Genomic DNA, 15634 nt, shown 5'->3' with positions numbered 1-15634 from the left:
CCATGGAGTCGTCCGCGCAACTCGTCATCCTCGCCGGCCTCATTATCGGCCTGGTCTATGGCGCCGTGGGCCTGCTCAGCGGCTTCTGCCTGATGAGCAGCATGCGCGGTTTTCTTGCTGACGGCGACGGGCGGTTGGCGCGGACCTATGCACTGGCGATCGCAGTTGCGATTGCCGCCAGCCAGTTCCTCGCCGGCGGCGGCATGGTCGATCTAGGCAAGTCGATCTATCTGCAACAGACGTTTTCGGCGCCGGTGCTGTTCCTCGGCGGCCTGCTGTTCGGCTACGGCATGGTGCTGTCGAACGGCTGCGGCTCGCGCGCGCTGGTGCTGCTCGGCCGCGGCAATCTCCGGTCCTTCGTCGTCGTGATCGTGCTCGCCATCGCAGCACAGATGACGCTCAAAGGCCTGATCGCACCGGCCCGCATCGCGCTCGTCCAGGCTTCGCAAGCCACCGTCAATGCGAATTCACTGCCCGCGGTGCTGGCGACGCTCGGCCTCGGCGAAGCCGTCTCGCGCGTGTCGGCGGCTGCCGCAATCGCCGTCGCCCTGATCATCTTTGCTTTCGCGCACCCGGCATTCCGCCGCTCGCCGGGCCAGATCGCAGCCGGAGTCATCGTCGGCCTCCTGGTCGCCGGCGGCTGGTTCGTCACCGGCTATCTCGGCGCCGACGACTTCAACCCGGTCCCGGTGACCTCGCTCACCTTCATCGCGCCGATTGCCGATGCGTTGCAATACGCCATGCTCTCGACCGGCCTGACACTGAACTTCGGCATCGCGACGGTTGCCGGCGTCTTCGCCGGCAGTTGCGCGACGGCGCTCGCAACGGGCCGCTTTCATCTCGAGGGCTATTCCTCGCCACGCCACATGCTGCGTTCCGCCGGCGGAGCCGCGCTGATGGGGATCGGCGGCGTCATGGCGTTCGGCTGCTCGATCGGACAGGGCCTCACCGGCTTGTCGACGCTGGCGATGGGCTCGTTCGTCGCGGTCGCCGGCATCCTGCTCGGCACGGCGGCCGGCCTGCGCGGCGCACTGCGCGTTCAGCCGCTCGCGGTAGCCTGACCACGCAGCAGCCGGTCGCCCAGTGTTGCAAGGCCGATGCCGGTGACGATCAGCCCGGCGGCGACGGCAAGGCTCATATCGATCGGTTCACCCAGCAGGATTGCGGCGCTGGCGATGCCGACCAGCGGTGTCCCCGTGGTACCGAGCGAGGTCGTCAATGCAGAGATGCTCTTGTTGACCATCGACATCGCCCAATAGGCCAGCGCGGTCCCGATCAGGCCGGAATACAGGAACAGCAGCACAAGCCTCCACGACCATTCCGCGTGCGGCGGGCCATCCGCGATCAGCGCCGATCCCGTCAGCACGATGGTCGCGACGAGCACCTGCCAGACCAGGAGCTGCAGCGGGGACGCGATCCATCGGTGCGCGCGGATGTAGATGATGTTCGCCGCCCAGGAGATCGCGCCCAGGATGACCATGCCGGCGCCGAGCACGGCGTTCGTATTGGTCCAGTCAATGGACGTCGGGTTCAGGATCACGGCAAGGCCGATCAGCCCAAGCAGGGCGCCGGCGAGCTTTGGCGCCGTCAGCGTGTCCTTACCCAACAGGGGCGCGGCGATCGCGACCCAGAGCGGCGTGGTGTAGCCGAGCACGATGGCCTTGCTCGCGGGCAGGAAGCGTACACCGGCCGCAACCAGGACCGAGAACACCGTCATGTGCAGCAGCGCCACGCTCAGGACCACAGGAATGTCGCGCCGGTCCGGGATCACCAGATTCTTGCTCAATCCGAGCATCACGAACAATCCAGCCAGCGCGATCCAGCTCCGGATCGCTGACGTCCACAGCGGGGAGAGGAACTGGACGAGCTGCTTCGTCACCGACCAGTTCACGCCCCAGGCCAGCACGACAATCAGGAACAGGCCAACGGCCGTGCGGGGGGACAGGGAAGAGTTCATCGCAAGGTCCTTGAAGCAATCCGATGCGGTGGATAGCATCCGGAGTGGCACCTGAAAAAGTGCCAGATCGGAGAAGACAAAGGTGCCAGTTTCCGAGGCGATGATTTCTGCCCTGGTCGACCTGAAGCGGGCCGACGATGAGGGGCTGGTGGCACAACTCACGAGCCAGCTCCGAAGCCTGATCGCGGCCGGCCGTCTCGGCAAAGGCCGTGCGCTGCCGTCGAGCCGCCGGCTTGCGAGCGATCTCGGCGTCTCGCGCAACACCGTCACCTATGCGTTCGAACAGCTTGCGGCGGAGGGATATCTCGAGGCGTCGCATGGCCGCCGTCCCGTGGTGACGGTCGACGGTGGTGAGCGCACCGAGGGGACGGGCGTCGTCGCGTCGAACGTTCGCTCCGCCAAGACGCAGCTCTCGCCTTGGGCTTCGAAGCTGAAGCAAACCGACTGGCCGATGTCCTATCAGGCGCTCCTGAAACCCTTGCGCCCGGGGCACGGCGATTTCAGGGAGTTTCCCAACGAAGTCTGGGCCCGCTGCCTGCGCCGCAGCGCCGTGCGTGCGGGCAAGCGCGAACTCGGAGCGGTCAACCGGCCGCGCCTGCGCGAGGCGCTGGCGCGCTATCTCGCGAGCAGCAGGGGCGTCCGCGCTACGGCAGACCAGATCATGATCCTGCCGAGCGCGCAGGCCGCGCTGACCCTGATTGCGGCCACACTCATCACGCCCGGCGACGATGTCTGGGTCGAGGATCCCGGCTATCCCGGGGCTGCGGCTGCCTTCCGCGCCTCCGGTGCGCGCGTGATCGGCGTCGGGCTGGACGAGCAGGGCATGCAGCGGATGCCGGGCCGCGCGGCACCCACGCTGATCTTCACGACGCCATCGCACCAGCACCCGACCGGGCGGCTGATGTCGCTGGCCCGCCGCACCGAATTTCTCGCTGCGAGCAAGCCCGGCAAGACCTGGATCGTCGAGGACGATTACGACGGCGAATTTCACTATGACAGCCGGCCGGTGCCGGCCTTGCAGGGGTTAGACGCCCATGGCCGCGTGTTCTATGTCGGCACCTTCTCGAAGGCGATGACGTCGGATATCCGGCTCGGCTATCTCGTCGTGCCGCCGGCGCTGGTCAGCACCCTGGAGATCGCGCAGCGGCACATCGGCCTGATCGCGTCCAGCCATACGCAGGAGGCGTTGGCTGAGTTCATTGCTGACGGTCATTTCCTCGCGCATCTTCGTCGGATGCGCCGGCTCTATCACGCGCGCCGCGATCACCTCGTCGACGGATTGCAGCGCCATCTGGGCGATGCGCTCTCGGTCGAGGTGCCCTCGGGCGGTATCCAGCTTGTCGCGCGCCTCAAGCGCGGCACGGCTGATCAGGCCGCGGTGAAGCGGCTGGTCGCTGCGGGGGTTGAAACCCGGGCCTTATCGGGCCTGTCCCTCGGAAGGCCGCGCGATCACGGCCTGCTGCTCGGCTTTGCGGCCTGGCGCGAGACCGAGATCAGCGCGGCGGTGCGGACGATGGCGTCGTGCTTCTAGACCGGCAGCGTTAGTCAACCGCCTTGGTCACGATGCGGATTTCCGAGGTCAGTGTCCGGTGCACCGGGCACTTGTCGGCGATCTCCATCAATTTCTTGCGCTGCTCGGCATCGAGTGCGCCGTCCATCGCGATGTCACGCTCGATCTGGTCGAGCATGCCCTCGTGCGTCTCGCACTCCTCGCAGTCCTTTGCGTGGATCTTGCTGTGCTTCAGCGTGACGGTGACGCGGTCGAGCGGCAGCGCCTTGCGGTCGGCATAGAGACGCATGGTCATGGAGGTGCAGGCACCCAAGCCGGCGAGCAGGAAATCGTAAGGTCCAGGTCCGGCATCCTCGCCGCCGGCGGCGACCGGCTCGTCCGCCACGAGGCGATGCGGGCCGACGGAAATGGTCTGGTTGAACTTGCTCTTGCGGGTCTCCTGAACCACGACCTTGCGCGGCGCCTCCGGGAGATCCATCGCCTTGGCGGGTTTTGCGGCCTCGACATAGCGGCTCGCCCAGGCCGTGATCACATCGGCCGCGTAGAGCGCGTCGACCGGCTTGGTCAGCAGATGATCGGCGTGGTCGAGCGAGACGAAGCTCTTGGGATGCTTCGCCGAGACGAAGAGCTTCGTGGCGTTGTCGATCCCCACGGTATCGTCGACCGGCGAATGCATCACCAGCAGCGCCTTGTGCAGGCCGGTGACGTCCTTCATCAGTTCATGCTCGACGATGTCGTCGAGGAATTCGCGTTTGATCCGGAACGGCCGCCCTGCAAGCGACACCTCGACCTCGCCTTGAGCGCGGATCGCGTCGACATGCTCCTTGAAGAGGCCGGTGACGTGGGCGGGATCGGACGGCGCCGCGATGGTCACGACTGCCTTTGCTTCCGGAATCTGTCCGGCTGCCGCCAGGATGGCGGCCCCGCCGAGGCTGTGGCCGATCAGGATCGACGGCGCCTTGCGGGTCGTGCGCAGATGATCGGCGGCACGCACGAGATCGGTGACGTTGGAGGAGAACGTCGAATTGGCAAAATCGCCTTCACTGGAGCCGAGCCCGGTGAAGTCGAAGCGCAGCACCGCGATGCCCTTGGCGGCAAGCGCGACCGAGATGCGCTTGGCCGCCAGCGTGTCCTTGCCGCAGGTGAAGCAGTGCGCGAACAGCGCGACAGCCGCGGGCTCGCCGTCCGGCAGTTCGAGCGCGGCCGAAAGCTGGTGGCCGCCTTCACCGGTGAATTGAAAGCGTTCCGTCGGCATGGGCTTTCCCCCCGTTCTTGCTTGAACCTAATCGCCCGAATAGCGCTGTTCGGCCCAGGGATCGCCGCGGTTATGGTAGCCGCGGACTTCCCAAAAGCCCGGCGCGTCCTCGGTCAGGAATTCGATGGCCTGGAGCCATTTGGCACTCTTCCAGAAATAGAGATGCGGCACGACGAGGCGCACCGGGCCGCCATGCTCGTCCGACAGCGGCTGGCCCGACCAGCTATGGGCGAGCAGCGCGTCCTCGGCGGCAAAGTCGTCCAGCGCGAGGTTGGTGGTGTAGCCGTCATAGGAATGCAGCACCACGAAGCGCGCATCGTCGCGCGGCTGGCAGGCCGCGAGCAGCTCGCGCGTCGCCAGCCCCTCCCACTGGTTGTCGTAGCGCGACCATGTGGTGACGCAGTGGATGTCGGAGGTGAACTGAGCCTGCCTCTGGGCGGCGAACTCCACATACGTCCAGAACACCGGGTTCTCGATGGCGCCATAGACGTCGAGCCGCCAGCGCTCGCGCGAGACCGGTGGCACGACCCCGAGATCGAGCACCGGCCAGTCCTTGGTGAGATGCTGGCCGGGCGGCAGCCGCTGGTCTTCCGGCCGCGTGATCCGGCCGGTGAGGAACTGGCCGTCGCGCGCCCATTTTTGCTTGGTGCGCGTCAGCTTGCTGTCGGGTGGCAGCTCGTTGTCGTCGGCCATGGCCTACTCGTGGCGATGCATCGCGGAGGCATGCTTGGTGTCGCGCATCGTAGCATAGATGATCAGGGAGAGGCAGATCACGCCGGCGAGATAGAAGTAGAACCATTCCTCATGCCCGATGCTCTTGAAATAGAGCGCGATCGCCGGCGCGGTGCCGCCGAAGATCGAAACCGTGATCGCATAGGGCAGGCCGACGCCGAGCGCGCGGACATTGGTTGGGAACAGCTCGGCCTTGACCACGGCATTGATCGAGGTGTAGCCGGCGACGAACAGCCAGGCGCAGCAGATCAGGATGAACGCCATGAACGGCGACTTGGTTTCCTTCAGCGTCATCAGCAGCGGCACGGTCGCGAGCGTGCCGGCGACGCCGAAGAAGATCAGCAGCGGCTTGCGTCCGATCTTGTCGGAGATGGCGCCATAGATCGGTTGCAGCAGGGTGGCGAAGATCAGGGTGCCGAAGATCACGAAGGTGGTCTGGTCCTCGGTCAGCCCGACCGAGAGCTTGACGAAGGTCTGCATGTAGGTGGTGAAGGTGTAGAACGCCGCGGTGCCGCCCGCGGTGAGGCCGACCACCAGCAACAGCTCCCGCGGATATTTCAAGAGGTTCGTGATCGAGCCGGTTGGCTTGACCACCTTCTTGGCTTCCTCGAAGGCCTCGGTCTCGTGCAGGCCGCGCCGCATCACCGCGGCAAAGATCGCGAGCATGGCGCCGATCGCGAACGGGATGCGCCAGCCCCAGGCCCTGAGTTCCTCGGGCGTCAGGAAGACCTTTTGCAGCAGCAGCAGCACGATGATCGCGGTGAGCTGGCCGCCGATCAGCGTGACGTACTGAAAGCTCGAATAGAAGCCGCGGTGCTTGGGATCGGCGACCTCGCTGAGATAAGTCGCGCTGGCGCCGTACTCGCCGCCCAGGCTCAGGCCCTCGATCATGCGGGCCACTGCCAGGATCACCGGCGCGGCGAAGCCGATGGTGGCATAGGTCGGTGTCAGCGCGATGATCAGCGAGCCGAAGCACATGAAGACGACCGACAGCGTCAGTGAAATGCGCCGCCCGAAATGATCGGCGATATAGCCGAACAACCAGCCGCCCAGCGGACGCATCAGGAAGGTCGCCGCGAACACCACGGCGACGTTCAATTGCTGGACGACGGGGTCGCTGCCGGGGAAGAAGGCCGGGGCGAAATACAGGGCGAACGCCGTGTAGGCGTAGAAGTCATACCATTCGACGAGATTGCCGACCGAGCCGATGAAGATCGCCTTGATCCGGCGTTCCGCGTCGGCGATGTCGAAATGCTCGGAGGCCGGTTGGGTTGCTTGCTCTGTCACGTCCGGCCTCTCACTCCACTGGTTTTGGGAGGCCTACATCGCCTTTCCGAGCAGAAATGGCAACTGGCGCGGACCTCTGACGGTTCCCTGGGACCAGGTCACGACGCCTGCCGGATCCAGCCGGAAGTCCGGAATCCGCTTCAGCCATTCCTCCAGCGCAACCTGCATCTCCAGTCTTGCAAGGTTGGAGCCGACACAGCGATGGATGCCGAGGCCGAAGGCGGCGTGGCGGTTCTCCCGGCGGTCGATCACGACTTTGTCAGCATCCGGAAACATTTTTGGGTCGCGGTTGGCGGCCGGGAAGGACAGCAGCACCATGTTGCCCGCCTTGACCGGACAGCCCGAGATCGTGGTCTCCTTCACCACCTCGCGCGCCATCGTCACCGGCGAATAGGCGCGCAGCAGCTCCTCCACGGCGGTCGGGATCAACGCGGGCTCGGCGATCAGGCGCTCGCGGTCGGCGGGCGTCCGGGCGAGGTGCCAGAGCGAGGATCCGATCGCGCTCCAGGTGGTGTCGATGCCGGCGATCAGCAGCAACCGTAGCGAACCCAGCACGTGGGACTCTTCCAGCGGCTGGCCTTCCTTGTCCTTGGCATTCATCAGATAAGAGATGAGATCGTCGGTCGGCTTCTTCTTACGCTCCTCGATATGCGTCCTGAAATAGTCGCTCATCTCGTGCACGGCCTGGAGCAGCATGTTCTCGTCCTTGATGCCGAGCTCCAGGATCATGTGGATCCAGTTGATGAAGAGATCGCTGTCGGCCTCGGGAATGCCGAGCATATGGGCGATCGCCCGAACCGGGATGTATTTGCTGTAGCGCGCCGCGGCATCGACCTTGCCGTCGGCGATGAACCCGTCGATCAGCTCGTTGCAGATCGCACGCATCCGCGGCTCCAGCTTCTTCATCGCGTCCGGCGTGAACGGCGGCAGCAGCAATTGCTTGGCGGGCTTGTGCACGGGCGGATCGGAGGTGATCGGCGGGGCGGCATTCCTGGAAATCTCGGGCCGCGCGTCCCGCACGATGATGCGGCGCGACGAGAAATGCTCGGTGTCGTTGGCGATCTCGCGCACCGCCTGGTAGGTCGTCGGCATGTAGCAGCCGAGGAAACGCTCGGTATGCACGACCGGGCTCGCGGCGCGCAGCTCCTCCCAGATCGGGAAGGGGTCTTCCGTCCATTGCGGATCGGTGTGGTCGAAATCGTTGACCCAGTCGGTGACGGGCGGATGGGCGGCGGGCTGGCTGACGTCGGACATCTCGGAGGATCCTCGGGCTGGTGTTCGCTGAAGTCACGCGCAAGCGGGCACGGGCGAAATCGCGCTACTCCTCGATCACGTCGATTGCGATTTCCGGACAGTTGGATTTGGCAAGCCAGGCCTTGTCTTCGAGGCCCGGCGGGACGATGCCGTCTCCGGCCTCGTGGGCGTTGCCGTATTCGTCGAGCTCGAACAGCTCCGGCGCGAGCGCCTTGCAGCGCGCGTGGCCCTGGCATTTGTCGGGATCGACGTGAACCCTCAGTCGCTCTGTCATGGCGGCTTCCTCGGCGTGTGCGCGCGGACCCGAAGCGGTGCGCGTTCCTCATGTCATTCTTATCCGCGGCATTCCCCGCGGTTTTAAGTTATAGCATATTACATTCGCGTCGGGCTTCCCCTGTCAAGCGCAAACTTATAGGCTCGACGGCAACATGCGCTCACAACTTGCCCGCAAGCCGCAGAATACCTACCACCATGGCGATCTCCGCGACGCCCTGATCAAGGCCGCGCTGCGCGAGGCGGAGCATGGCGGCGCAGAGGCGATCAGCATCAAGGCGCTGGCAAAGGCGCTCGGCGTCTCGCAGCCGGCGCCATACCGGCATTTCGCCGATCGCGAGGCGCTGCTTGCGGCGGTGACGGCCGAGGCGTTCCGGCAGCTCAGCGCCGTGCTGCGCGAGGCAATGGCGAAGCCGTCGAAGCAGTCGAAACTGTCGCGGCTGGCGCAGGCGACGCTCGAATTCGGTCTGCGGCGCAACGGCATCTACCGCCTGATGTTCGCTTCGCGTATCGTGTCATGCGCCGCAAAGGACAGCGAATTGCATGGGGCGACGCGTGAGACCTTTGCGCTGGTGATCGAAGCACTGGAAGCGCCCGCGGTCGGCTATCTGCGCGAGCGGCACGCGCTCAAGATCTGGGCGGCGCTGCATGGCGTGGTCATGCTGGCCGAGCAAGGCTTGTTCACCGGTGAGGCGGCGCATGCCACGCGCGAGGATCTGGTCGAGGATTTCGTCAACGAGACGAAGGCGGCGCTGGCGGCTGCGATCAAGGACACGCGGCGCAGGGAGAAGGCCGGCGCTTAAGTCTTCGCCGCCAGCAGCTTCATCAGCTTCGTCACGGCGCTGTCCGGCGTGGTCACGACGGGGCGGCCGGTGGCCTCCGCAACCAGCGGCGCGGTTGCCGCGATGCTGAACTGCGCCAGCGCGACGACGTCGCAATCGCGCAGGTCCTTTGCAGCTTCCGTAATCAGGCGGTCGTGCGTGGCGCGGTCGCCGCGGTCGAGCGCGGCCAGCGCGCCTTCCGCGAGTTTCGGCACGATCTGAACGGAGGCGGGAAACTCCGGCGGCATCGAGACCAGCGTCGGCGGGAAGGTCGAGAGCAGGCCGATGCGCCTGCCCATCGTCACCGCCTGCTCGATCATGGCCTCGTTCGGCTTGAGCACCGGCATCGGCGCATGCGCCCGCGCCACCGCTTCGATGCAGGGACCGAAGGCCGAGCAGGTGAACAGGATCGCGTCCGCCCCCGTCGCCGCCGCGTAATCGCCGAGCGCCAGGAAGCGCTCGGTCATGATGTCCGTGAGCGCGCCGTCGCGCGCCAGGTCCGCCGACAGGCTGTCGTCGAGCAGGTTCATCAGCCGTGCCTGCGGCCACGCCGTCGCGAACGCCGACTCGATCGGCGCGATGGAATGCTTGAGGGCGTGGATCAGGGCGATGCGCATAGGGTTCGGTCGCTGCTTCTTCTCCCTCGCCCCGTTCTTACGGGGAGAGGGTTGGGGTGAGGGGCTCTATCCGCGTAAGAGGTGAGAGCCGACCTGCGGAAGCTCCCCCTCACCCGGATTGCTGCGCAATCCGACCTCTCCCCGCAAGCGGGGAGAGGTGAAGCACCGTTTACTTGAATGGAATGGCGTACATCAAGCCGCCCTTGCTCCAGAGGCCGTTGAGGCCGCGATCGAGCTTGAGCGGGCTCGCCTTGCCGACATTGCGCTCGTAGATCTCGCCGTAATTGCCGGTGACCTTGATCGCCGTGACCAGCCATTTGTTGTCGAGCCCAAGCCGCGAGCCGAGGTCGCCGGAGGCGCCCAGCAGGCGCTGGATCGCAGGGGTCTGCGATTTCGTCATCTCGTCGACATTGGCTTGCGTCACGCCGAGCTCTTCGGCTTCGATCAGCCCGTAATGCAGCCAGGTGATGATGTCGCTCCAGACTTCGTCGCCGTTGCGGGTGAAGGGGCCGAGCGGCTCCTTGCTGATGGTCTGCGGCAGCACGACATAGTCGGCCGGGTTCTGCGCAGCGGTGGTCACGGCACCGGCAAGTGCGGAAGCGTCCTGGGTCATGGCATCGCAGCGGCCGCCGAAGAAGGTCTGGTACATGGTGTCGACGCGGTCGAACACCAGCGGCTTCCAGTCGATGCCGTTGGCGCGGCCGTAGTCGCCGAGCGTAACTTCATGCGTGGTGCCCTGTGCGACGCAGACGGTGGCGCCCTTGAGGTCCTTGATTTCCTTCACGCCGAGGTCCTTCTTCACGACAAAGCCCTGGCCGTCGTAGAAATTGACCGGGCCCTGCCGCAGGCCGAGCGTGACGCCGCGCAAGTACGTCTGCGTCGAGTTGCGATACAGCACGTCGATCTCGCCCGATTGCAGCGCAGTAAAACGGTTCTGCGCCGTCAGCGAGACGTAACGCACCTTGCTGGCATCGCCGAGCACGCCGGCTGCGAGCGCGCGGCAATAGTCGACGTCGAGGCCCTTGTAATTGCCTTGCGAGTCCGGCGCAGAGAAGCCGGCAAAGCCAGCGCTGACGCCGCACACCAGCGTGCCGCGGCTCTTCACCGTGTCGAGCGTCGCCGCCGACGCGACCGCCGCCGATGCTGCGAGCAGGCCCGCCGCGATAATCATTGTCCTCATCATGCTACTCTCCCCTCAGTGATTGACACTACGCAACACGTTGTCGACGGCGGTGCCGAGCTTGTCGACGATCAGGTCGATCTCGTCAGCCGAAGCAATATAGGGCGGCGCCAGCAGCACGTGGTCGCCGCGGACGCCGTCCACGGTGCCGCCGCCGGGATAGCAGCCGAGCCCGTTGGCAAAGGCCTCCGCCTTGATCTTCTGGTTGAGCTTGAGCGCCGGATCGAACGAGGTGCGGCTGGCGCGATCGGCGACCAGCTCGATCGCCCAGAACAGGCCGCGGCCCCTGATGTCGCCGACATGGCGGTGATTGCCGAAGCGCTCGGTCAGGCGCTGCTCGAGCTGCTTGCCACGCTCCTTGACGCGATCGAGCAGGCGATCCTCGCGGATCACGTCCTGCACCGCGAGTGCGGCCGCGCAGGCGAGGGGATGCGCGAGATAAGTGTGGCCATGCTGGAACGCGCCCGAGCCTGAGCGGATCGTGTCGATGATCTTGCCACTCGCCAGCATCGCGCCGATCGGCTGGTAGCCGCCGCCGAGACCCTTTGCGATCGCCTGGATATCGGGCGCGATGCCTTCCTGTTCCCAGGCATGCGTGGTGCCGGTGCGGCCCATGCCGCACATGACCTCGTCGAGGATGAGCAGCGCGCCGTGGCGGTTGCAGATGTCGCGGACCGCCTTGAAGTAGCCGTCAGGCGCGGTCACGGCGCCGGCGGTGGCGCCGACGACGGGCTCGGCGAGGAACGCCGCGACCGTGTTCGGGCCGAGCCGTTGGAACTCGGCTTCGAGCTCGGCTGCGAGCCGCGCTGCGAATTGCGCATCGGTCTCGCCCTCGAGCTTCTCGTGATAGGCAAACGCCGGTGCCACATGGCTGAAGGCGGCCGACAGCAGCGGCGCATAGGGCGCGCGCCGCCAGGCATTGCCGCCGGCGGCGAGCGCGCCGAGCGTGTTGCCGTGATAGCTCTGCCGCCGCGCGATGAAATGCTGCCGCTGCGGTTCGCCGCGCTCGATGAAATATTGCCGCGCGAGCTTGATGCTGGCTTCGATCGCCTCCGATCCGCCGCTGACGAAATAGGCATAGGCGAGACCGCCGGGTTCATGGCCGACCAGCGTTTCGGCGAGCGCTTCCGCCGGCTCGGACGAGAAGAAGGCGGTGTGCGCATAGGCCAGGGTCGACGCCTGCTTGGCCAGCGCCGCGATCACGCGGGGATGCTGGTGGCCGAGGCAGGAGACCGCCGCGCCGCCGGAGGCGTCGATCACGCGGCGCCCGTCCTCGGCGAAGAGATAGACGCCTTCGCCGCCGATCGCCTTGGGGGGCGTCTCGCGCAACGAACGATGCAGCACGCGGCTGGTGCGAGCGGCCATGGGTCAACCTTTCTCTGAGGCGTAGGTGGAGGCCGCGGCGAGCCGCGCCTCGGTATTCTCGAGGCGCTTCTTCGCGGCCGTGCCGCCGAGCGAGAACGTCACCGCGGCGAGCGACTGCGCGATCGCGATGGCGCCGGTCAGGCTCGGGAAGAAGCCGGGCGAGGCGGCGGCCTCGAACAGCAGCACATGGTCGGCGCCCTCGGCCATCGGCGCTGTCACGCTGTCGGCGATCGCGATCAGCTTCGCACCGGCACGATAGGCGGCCTGTGCGACGCCGACGCTCGCACGCGTATAGGGCAGGAAGCCGATGACGATGACGGCTTCGCCGGGGCGGAAGGCGCCGAGGTCGAGATCGTCGGGACCGGAGGCGCCGACGATCTGCACCTGGTCGGGGCGGAACAGCCGCAGCTCGTAGTTCAGCAATTCCGCCACGCCGCGGCAGCTTCGATAGCCGGCGATCCAGATCCGCTTTGCGTCGTGGAGCGCGCGGGCCGCTTCCGCAATCGGCTGCGCCGGAATGCGCAGAAGGCCCGCAGCCTCGGCGTCGAACTTGTCGGTGACGAGTGCGACATCGGCATTGGGACCGTGGCGGCGGCTTTTCGCCCGGACGGAAAAGGGCGCTATCTGCGCCGGCCGCCGCGCCTCCGTCAGTGCCGCCCGCAATTCGTCCCAGCCCGAATAGCCGATCGCTTTCGCAAGCCGCGTGAAGGCCGCGGGATCGGCGCCGGCAACCGCCGCGAGGTCGCGCATCGAACGCGTGGTGGCATCGTAATCATTGGCGGCGACGAAGCGTCCGACCTCCTGCAACCGCATCGGGAGCGATGGCAAGGCAATGCGCAGTTCGCTCAGCGGCGAGGATTTCGCGGGCTCGGCCATGAAACATTTGTTGCACGATTTGAAGTTTGGTGCAACAGTTGACGTGCGCCGCCGGAAATCGCTGGTTTTGAGAAGGATTTTTGCGCTGTGACAATTGACGATCCCAGGCCGCCGCCGCGCCGCCGCTATTTCGCCCGGCTTGGGCGCAACGAACTGAAGGGCCTGTTCTGGCAGGCTCTGGTGGTCGGCATCGCGGTCGCCGTCGTCGCCTTCCTCTGGTCCAACACCGTCACCAATCTCTCGGCCCGCCGCATCACGACCGGCTTTGCCTTCCTCGGCCGCGAGGCCGGCATGCCGATTGCCGACAGCCTGCTCGCCTATAGTCCGAGGGACACCTACCTCTGGGCCTTCGTCGTCGGGATCGCCAACACTCTGCGTGTCGCTGTGATCGGCATCGTGCTCGCGACCATCCTGGGCACGCTGATCGGCATCTCGCGGCTGTCGGCCAACTGGCTGCTGTCGCGGCTCGCCGCCGTCTATGTCGAGACGCTCCGCGACATCCCGCTGCTGCTCCAGCTCCTGTTCTGGTATGTGCTGATGCAGGCCTTGCCGGCCGCGCGCCTGGCGTGGAAGCCGATCGACGGCGTGTTCCTGTCGAATCGTGGCCTGATCGTGCCGTCGATCCCGATCGGGCCGCAGCAGCTCTGGGTGCTCGGCACGGCAGTGCTGGGCTGCGCCGTGTTTTATGCCATCCAGCGATGGCTGATCGCGCAGCAGATGCGGGACGGCAAGCCGCGGCCGGCGTGGCCCTTTGCGGTTGGCCTCGTCCTCGCGCTGCCGGCGGCCGTGTCCGTGGCGCTTCGCGTGTCCTGGACGATCGAATGGCCGGAGCTGCGCGGCTTCAATTTCGTCGGCGGGCTGACGCTGGCGCCGGAGTACTTTGCGCTGCTGATCGCGCTCGTCACCTACACCTCGGCCTTCATCGCCGAGATCGTGCGCAGCGGCATCCAGTCGGTGCCGCGCGGCCAGTGGGATGCCGCCAATGCGCTGGGCCTGCGCCGCAGCTTCATGCTGCGGCAGATCATCCTGCCGCAGGCGCTGCGCGTCATCGTGCCGCCGATGACGAGCCAGTACCTCAACCTGACCAAGAACTCCTCGCTTGCGGTCGCGATCGGCTACCAGGACGTGGTCTCGGTCGCCAACACCACGCTGAACCAGACCGGGCAGGCGATCGAAGCGATCGCGCTGATCATGGCGGTGTTCCTGACCATCAGCCTCGGCATCAGCTTCTTCATGAACTGGTACAATGCGCGCATCGCGCTGGTGGAGCGCTGATCATGACGGCGATCACCGACATGCCGGACGTGCCGCGCGCAGCCCGCCGCCCGCAGATCGGCAACCCGGTGCTGCGCTGGCTGCGCACCAATTTGTTCTCGTCGATCCCCAACGGCATCCTCTCGGTCGTGTTGCTGGCGGTGCTGGCGAAAGGCATCTTCAGCTTCGTGCAGTGGGGCATCGCGAATGCGGTCTGGCTGACGCCGGCCAATGATTCCAGCGCATGCCGCGCGGTGCGCGGCCTCGGCGCCTGCTGGGCGATCATTCCGGAAAAGTACCGCTTCATCCTGTTCGGCACCTATCCGTTCGACGAGCAGTGGCGGCCGGCGTTGTCGGTTCTGCTGTTCATCGCGCTGTTCTATCTTTCCACCCGCCGCGCCCTGTGGCGGCGCGAACTCGCCTATATCTGGATCGGCGCGCTTGCGCTGATCAGCGTGCTGATGTGGGGCGGGGTGTTCGGCTTGTCGTTCGTCTCGCAGGATCGTTGGGGCGGCTTGCCGGTGACGCTGATCCTGGCGACGTTTGGATTGGCCTTCGGCTTCCCGCTCGGCATTCTCGTCGCGCTCGGCCGGCGTTCCAAGCTGCCGGCGATCCGTTCGCTCTCGGTGCTCTATGTCGAATTGATCCGCGGCGTGCCGCTGGTCAGCCTGTTGTTCATGGCGAGCGTGATGTTTCCACTGTTCATGCCCAGCGGCTTCAACATCGACAAGCTGCTGCGCGCGCAGATCGCGATCATCCTGTTCGCCGGCGCCTACCTTGCCGAGGTGATCCGCGGCGGCCTTCAGGCGGTCCCGCGCGGACAGTACGAAGCCGCGGACGCGCTCGGGCTGTCCTACTGGCGCAAGAACCGGCTGATCGTGCTGCCGCAGGCGATCCGCCATGTCATCCCGCCGCTGGTCAACACCTTCATCGCCTTCTTCAAGGACACCAGCCTCGTCCTCATCATCGGCATCTTCGACCTGCTCACGACCGCCAAGACCGCGATCATCGATCCCGCCTGGCAGCAGTTCTCCGTCGAGGTCTACATCTTCGTCGCTGCGATCTATTTCGTCTTCTGCTTCGCGATGTCGCGCTATAGCCGCAGCCTGGAGGCGCATAGCGCGTCGAGGTGACCCGCCTTCCTCCCTCGCTTTTGCGAGAAGGCGGCACAAGCGACCTCGTCGCTTGAGCCGGCATGCAAGCTCGCGAAAGGGAAGCGCGCGAACCGTCGGCCGCCTACACCAGAATGTGGA

Annotated in this window: 15 protein-coding genes; 5 read left to right on the top strand and 10 right to left on the bottom strand. The window is 66.0% G+C overall.

Translation table 11 applies throughout. The features are described 5' to 3' along the window. Positions 1-2: 2 nt before the first annotated feature. Complete coding sequence (locus ACXJMY_RS10580) at positions 3-1061, top strand: YeeE/YedE family protein (RefSeq protein ID WP_456619264.1); 1059 nt, start codon at positions 3-5, stop codon at positions 1059-1061. Here ACXJMY_RS10580 and ACXJMY_RS10575 read toward each other — a convergent pair. Continuing rightward, on the bottom strand, positions 1040-1957 hold the full coding sequence (locus ACXJMY_RS10575; RefSeq protein ID WP_456619263.1) for a DMT family transporter: 918 nt from the start codon (positions 1955-1957) through the stop codon (positions 1040-1042). The genes ACXJMY_RS10580 and ACXJMY_RS10575 overlap by 22 nt on opposite strands. A 100-nt stretch (positions 1958-2057) precedes the next feature. Between ACXJMY_RS10575 and pdxR the strand changes: the two genes are divergently transcribed. Next, the gene (gene pdxR / locus ACXJMY_RS10570; RefSeq protein WP_456619298.1) at positions 2058-3488 is read left to right on the top strand and encodes a MocR-like pyridoxine biosynthesis transcription factor PdxR; all 1431 of its coding nucleotides are present in this window, start codon (positions 2058-2060) and stop codon (positions 3486-3488) included. Positions 3489-3498: 10 nt separating this feature from the next. Here the strand turns inward: pdxR and ACXJMY_RS10565 are convergent, their stop codons facing one another. From ACXJMY_RS10565 to ACXJMY_RS10545, 5 genes are all read right to left on the bottom strand, one after another. Then, the gene (locus ACXJMY_RS10565; protein ID WP_456619262.1) at positions 3499-4722 is read right to left on the bottom strand and encodes a bifunctional alpha/beta hydrolase/OsmC family protein; all 1224 of its coding nucleotides are present in this window, start codon (positions 4720-4722) and stop codon (positions 3499-3501) included. Between the two features lie 27 nt (positions 4723-4749). After that, entirely contained in the window at positions 4750-5415 is a 666-nt protein-coding gene (locus ACXJMY_RS10560; protein ID WP_456619261.1) for a sulfite oxidase-like oxidoreductase, read from the bottom strand. 3 nt (positions 5416-5418) lie between these two features. Then, complete coding sequence (locus tag ACXJMY_RS10555) at positions 5419-6741, bottom strand: MFS transporter (protein ID WP_456619260.1); 1323 nt, start codon at positions 6739-6741, stop codon at positions 5419-5421. 33 nt (positions 6742-6774) lie between these two features. Next, the gene (locus tag ACXJMY_RS10550) at positions 6775-7995 is read right to left on the bottom strand and encodes a cytochrome P450 (protein ID WP_456619259.1); all 1221 of its coding nucleotides are present in this window, start codon (positions 7993-7995) and stop codon (positions 6775-6777) included. A gap of 64 nt (positions 7996-8059) precedes the next feature. After that, positions 8060-8269: a ferredoxin gene (locus tag ACXJMY_RS10545; RefSeq protein ID WP_015687579.1), complete on the bottom strand. Its 210-nt coding sequence runs from the start codon at positions 8267-8269 to the stop codon at positions 8060-8062. A gap of 154 nt (positions 8270-8423) precedes the next feature. On the opposite strand from ACXJMY_RS10545, the gene ACXJMY_RS10540 reads away from it, so the two are divergent. Further along, positions 8424-9071, top strand: coding sequence for a TetR/AcrR family transcriptional regulator (locus ACXJMY_RS10540; RefSeq protein WP_456619258.1), 648 nt, complete (start codon positions 8424-8426; stop codon positions 9069-9071). Here ACXJMY_RS10540 and ACXJMY_RS10535 read toward each other — a convergent pair. The 4 genes from ACXJMY_RS10535 to ACXJMY_RS10520 form a co-directional block, all read right to left on the bottom strand. After that, entirely contained in the window at positions 9068-9706 is a 639-nt protein-coding gene (locus tag ACXJMY_RS10535) for an aspartate/glutamate racemase family protein (RefSeq protein ID WP_456619257.1), read from the bottom strand. The genes ACXJMY_RS10540 and ACXJMY_RS10535 overlap by 4 nt on opposite strands. A gap of 169 nt (positions 9707-9875) precedes the next feature. Beyond that, the gene (locus ACXJMY_RS10530; protein WP_456619256.1) at positions 9876-10889 is read right to left on the bottom strand and encodes an amino acid ABC transporter substrate-binding protein; all 1014 of its coding nucleotides are present in this window, start codon (positions 10887-10889) and stop codon (positions 9876-9878) included. Between the two features lie 12 nt (positions 10890-10901). After that, positions 10902-12251, bottom strand: coding sequence for an aspartate aminotransferase family protein (locus ACXJMY_RS10525; protein ID WP_456619255.1), 1350 nt, complete (start codon positions 12249-12251; stop codon positions 10902-10904). Positions 12252-12254: 3 nt separating this feature from the next. Beyond that, positions 12255-13127 carry a MurR/RpiR family transcriptional regulator gene (locus ACXJMY_RS10520; RefSeq protein ID WP_456619254.1) on the bottom strand — a complete coding sequence of 291 codons (873 nt, stop codon included), beginning with the start codon at positions 13125-13127 and terminating at the stop codon, positions 12255-12257. Positions 13128-13214: 87 nt separating this feature from the next. Here ACXJMY_RS10520 and ACXJMY_RS10515 point away from each other — a divergent pair, with 87 nt between their 5' ends. Both ACXJMY_RS10515 and ACXJMY_RS10510 read left to right on the top strand, forming a co-directional pair. After that, positions 13215-14402 carry an amino acid ABC transporter permease gene (locus ACXJMY_RS10515; RefSeq protein WP_456619253.1) on the top strand — a complete coding sequence of 396 codons (1188 nt, stop codon included), beginning with the start codon at positions 13215-13217 and terminating at the stop codon, positions 14400-14402. Between the two features lie 2 nt (positions 14403-14404). Next, a complete protein-coding gene (locus tag ACXJMY_RS10510) occupies positions 14405-15514 on the top strand; it encodes an amino acid ABC transporter permease (RefSeq protein ID WP_456619252.1) in 1110 nt (369 codons plus the stop codon). Positions 15515-15634 lie beyond the last annotated feature (120 nt).

This window comes from Bradyrhizobium sp. P5_C12 (assembly GCF_054049735.1).
The sequence above is the reverse complement of the archived record's forward strand: the minus strand, read 5'-3'. Positions and strand labels throughout refer to the sequence as shown.

What these genes read in the sequence shown, in the direction of transcription:
- ACXJMY_RS10580 (WP_456619264.1), top strand. Translation starts at nt 3, where the DNA reads ATGGAGTCGTCCGCGCAACTCGTCATCCTCGCCGGCCTCATTATCGGC.
- ACXJMY_RS10575 (WP_456619263.1), bottom strand. Translation starts at nt 1,957, where the DNA reads ATGAACTCTTCCCTGTCCCCCCGCACGGCCGTTGGCCTGTTCCTGATT.
- pdxR (WP_456619298.1), top strand. Translation starts at nt 2,058, where the DNA reads ATGATTTCTGCCCTGGTCGACCTGAAGCGGGCCGACGATGAGGGGCTG.
- ACXJMY_RS10565 (WP_456619262.1), bottom strand. Translation starts at nt 4,722, where the DNA reads ATGCCGACGGAACGCTTTCAATTCACCGGTGAAGGCGGCCACCAGCTT.
- ACXJMY_RS10560 (WP_456619261.1), bottom strand. Translation starts at nt 5,415, where the DNA reads ATGGCCGACGACAACGAGCTGCCACCCGACAGCAAGCTGACGCGCACC.
- ACXJMY_RS10550 (WP_456619259.1), bottom strand. Translation starts at nt 7,995, where the DNA reads ATGTCCGACGTCAGCCAGCCCGCCGCCCATCCGCCCGTCACCGACTGG.
- ACXJMY_RS10545 (WP_015687579.1), bottom strand. Translation starts at nt 8,269, where the DNA reads ATGACAGAGCGACTGAGGGTTCACGTCGATCCCGACAAATGCCAGGGC.
- ACXJMY_RS10540 (WP_456619258.1), top strand. Translation starts at nt 8,424, where the DNA reads ATGCGCTCACAACTTGCCCGCAAGCCGCAGAATACCTACCACCATGGC.
- ACXJMY_RS10535 (WP_456619257.1), bottom strand. Translation starts at nt 9,706, where the DNA reads ATGCGCATCGCCCTGATCCACGCCCTCAAGCATTCCATCGCGCCGATC.
- ACXJMY_RS10530 (WP_456619256.1), bottom strand. Translation starts at nt 10,889, where the DNA reads ATGATGAGGACAATGATTATCGCGGCGGGCCTGCTCGCAGCATCGGCG.
- ACXJMY_RS10525 (WP_456619255.1), bottom strand. Translation starts at nt 12,251, where the DNA reads ATGGCCGCTCGCACCAGCCGCGTGCTGCATCGTTCGTTGCGCGAGACG.
- ACXJMY_RS10520 (WP_456619254.1), bottom strand. Translation starts at nt 13,127, where the DNA reads ATGGCCGAGCCCGCGAAATCCTCGCCGCTGAGCGAACTGCGCATTGCC.
- ACXJMY_RS10510 (WP_456619252.1), top strand. Translation starts at nt 14,405, where the DNA reads ATGACGGCGATCACCGACATGCCGGACGTGCCGCGCGCAGCCCGCCGC.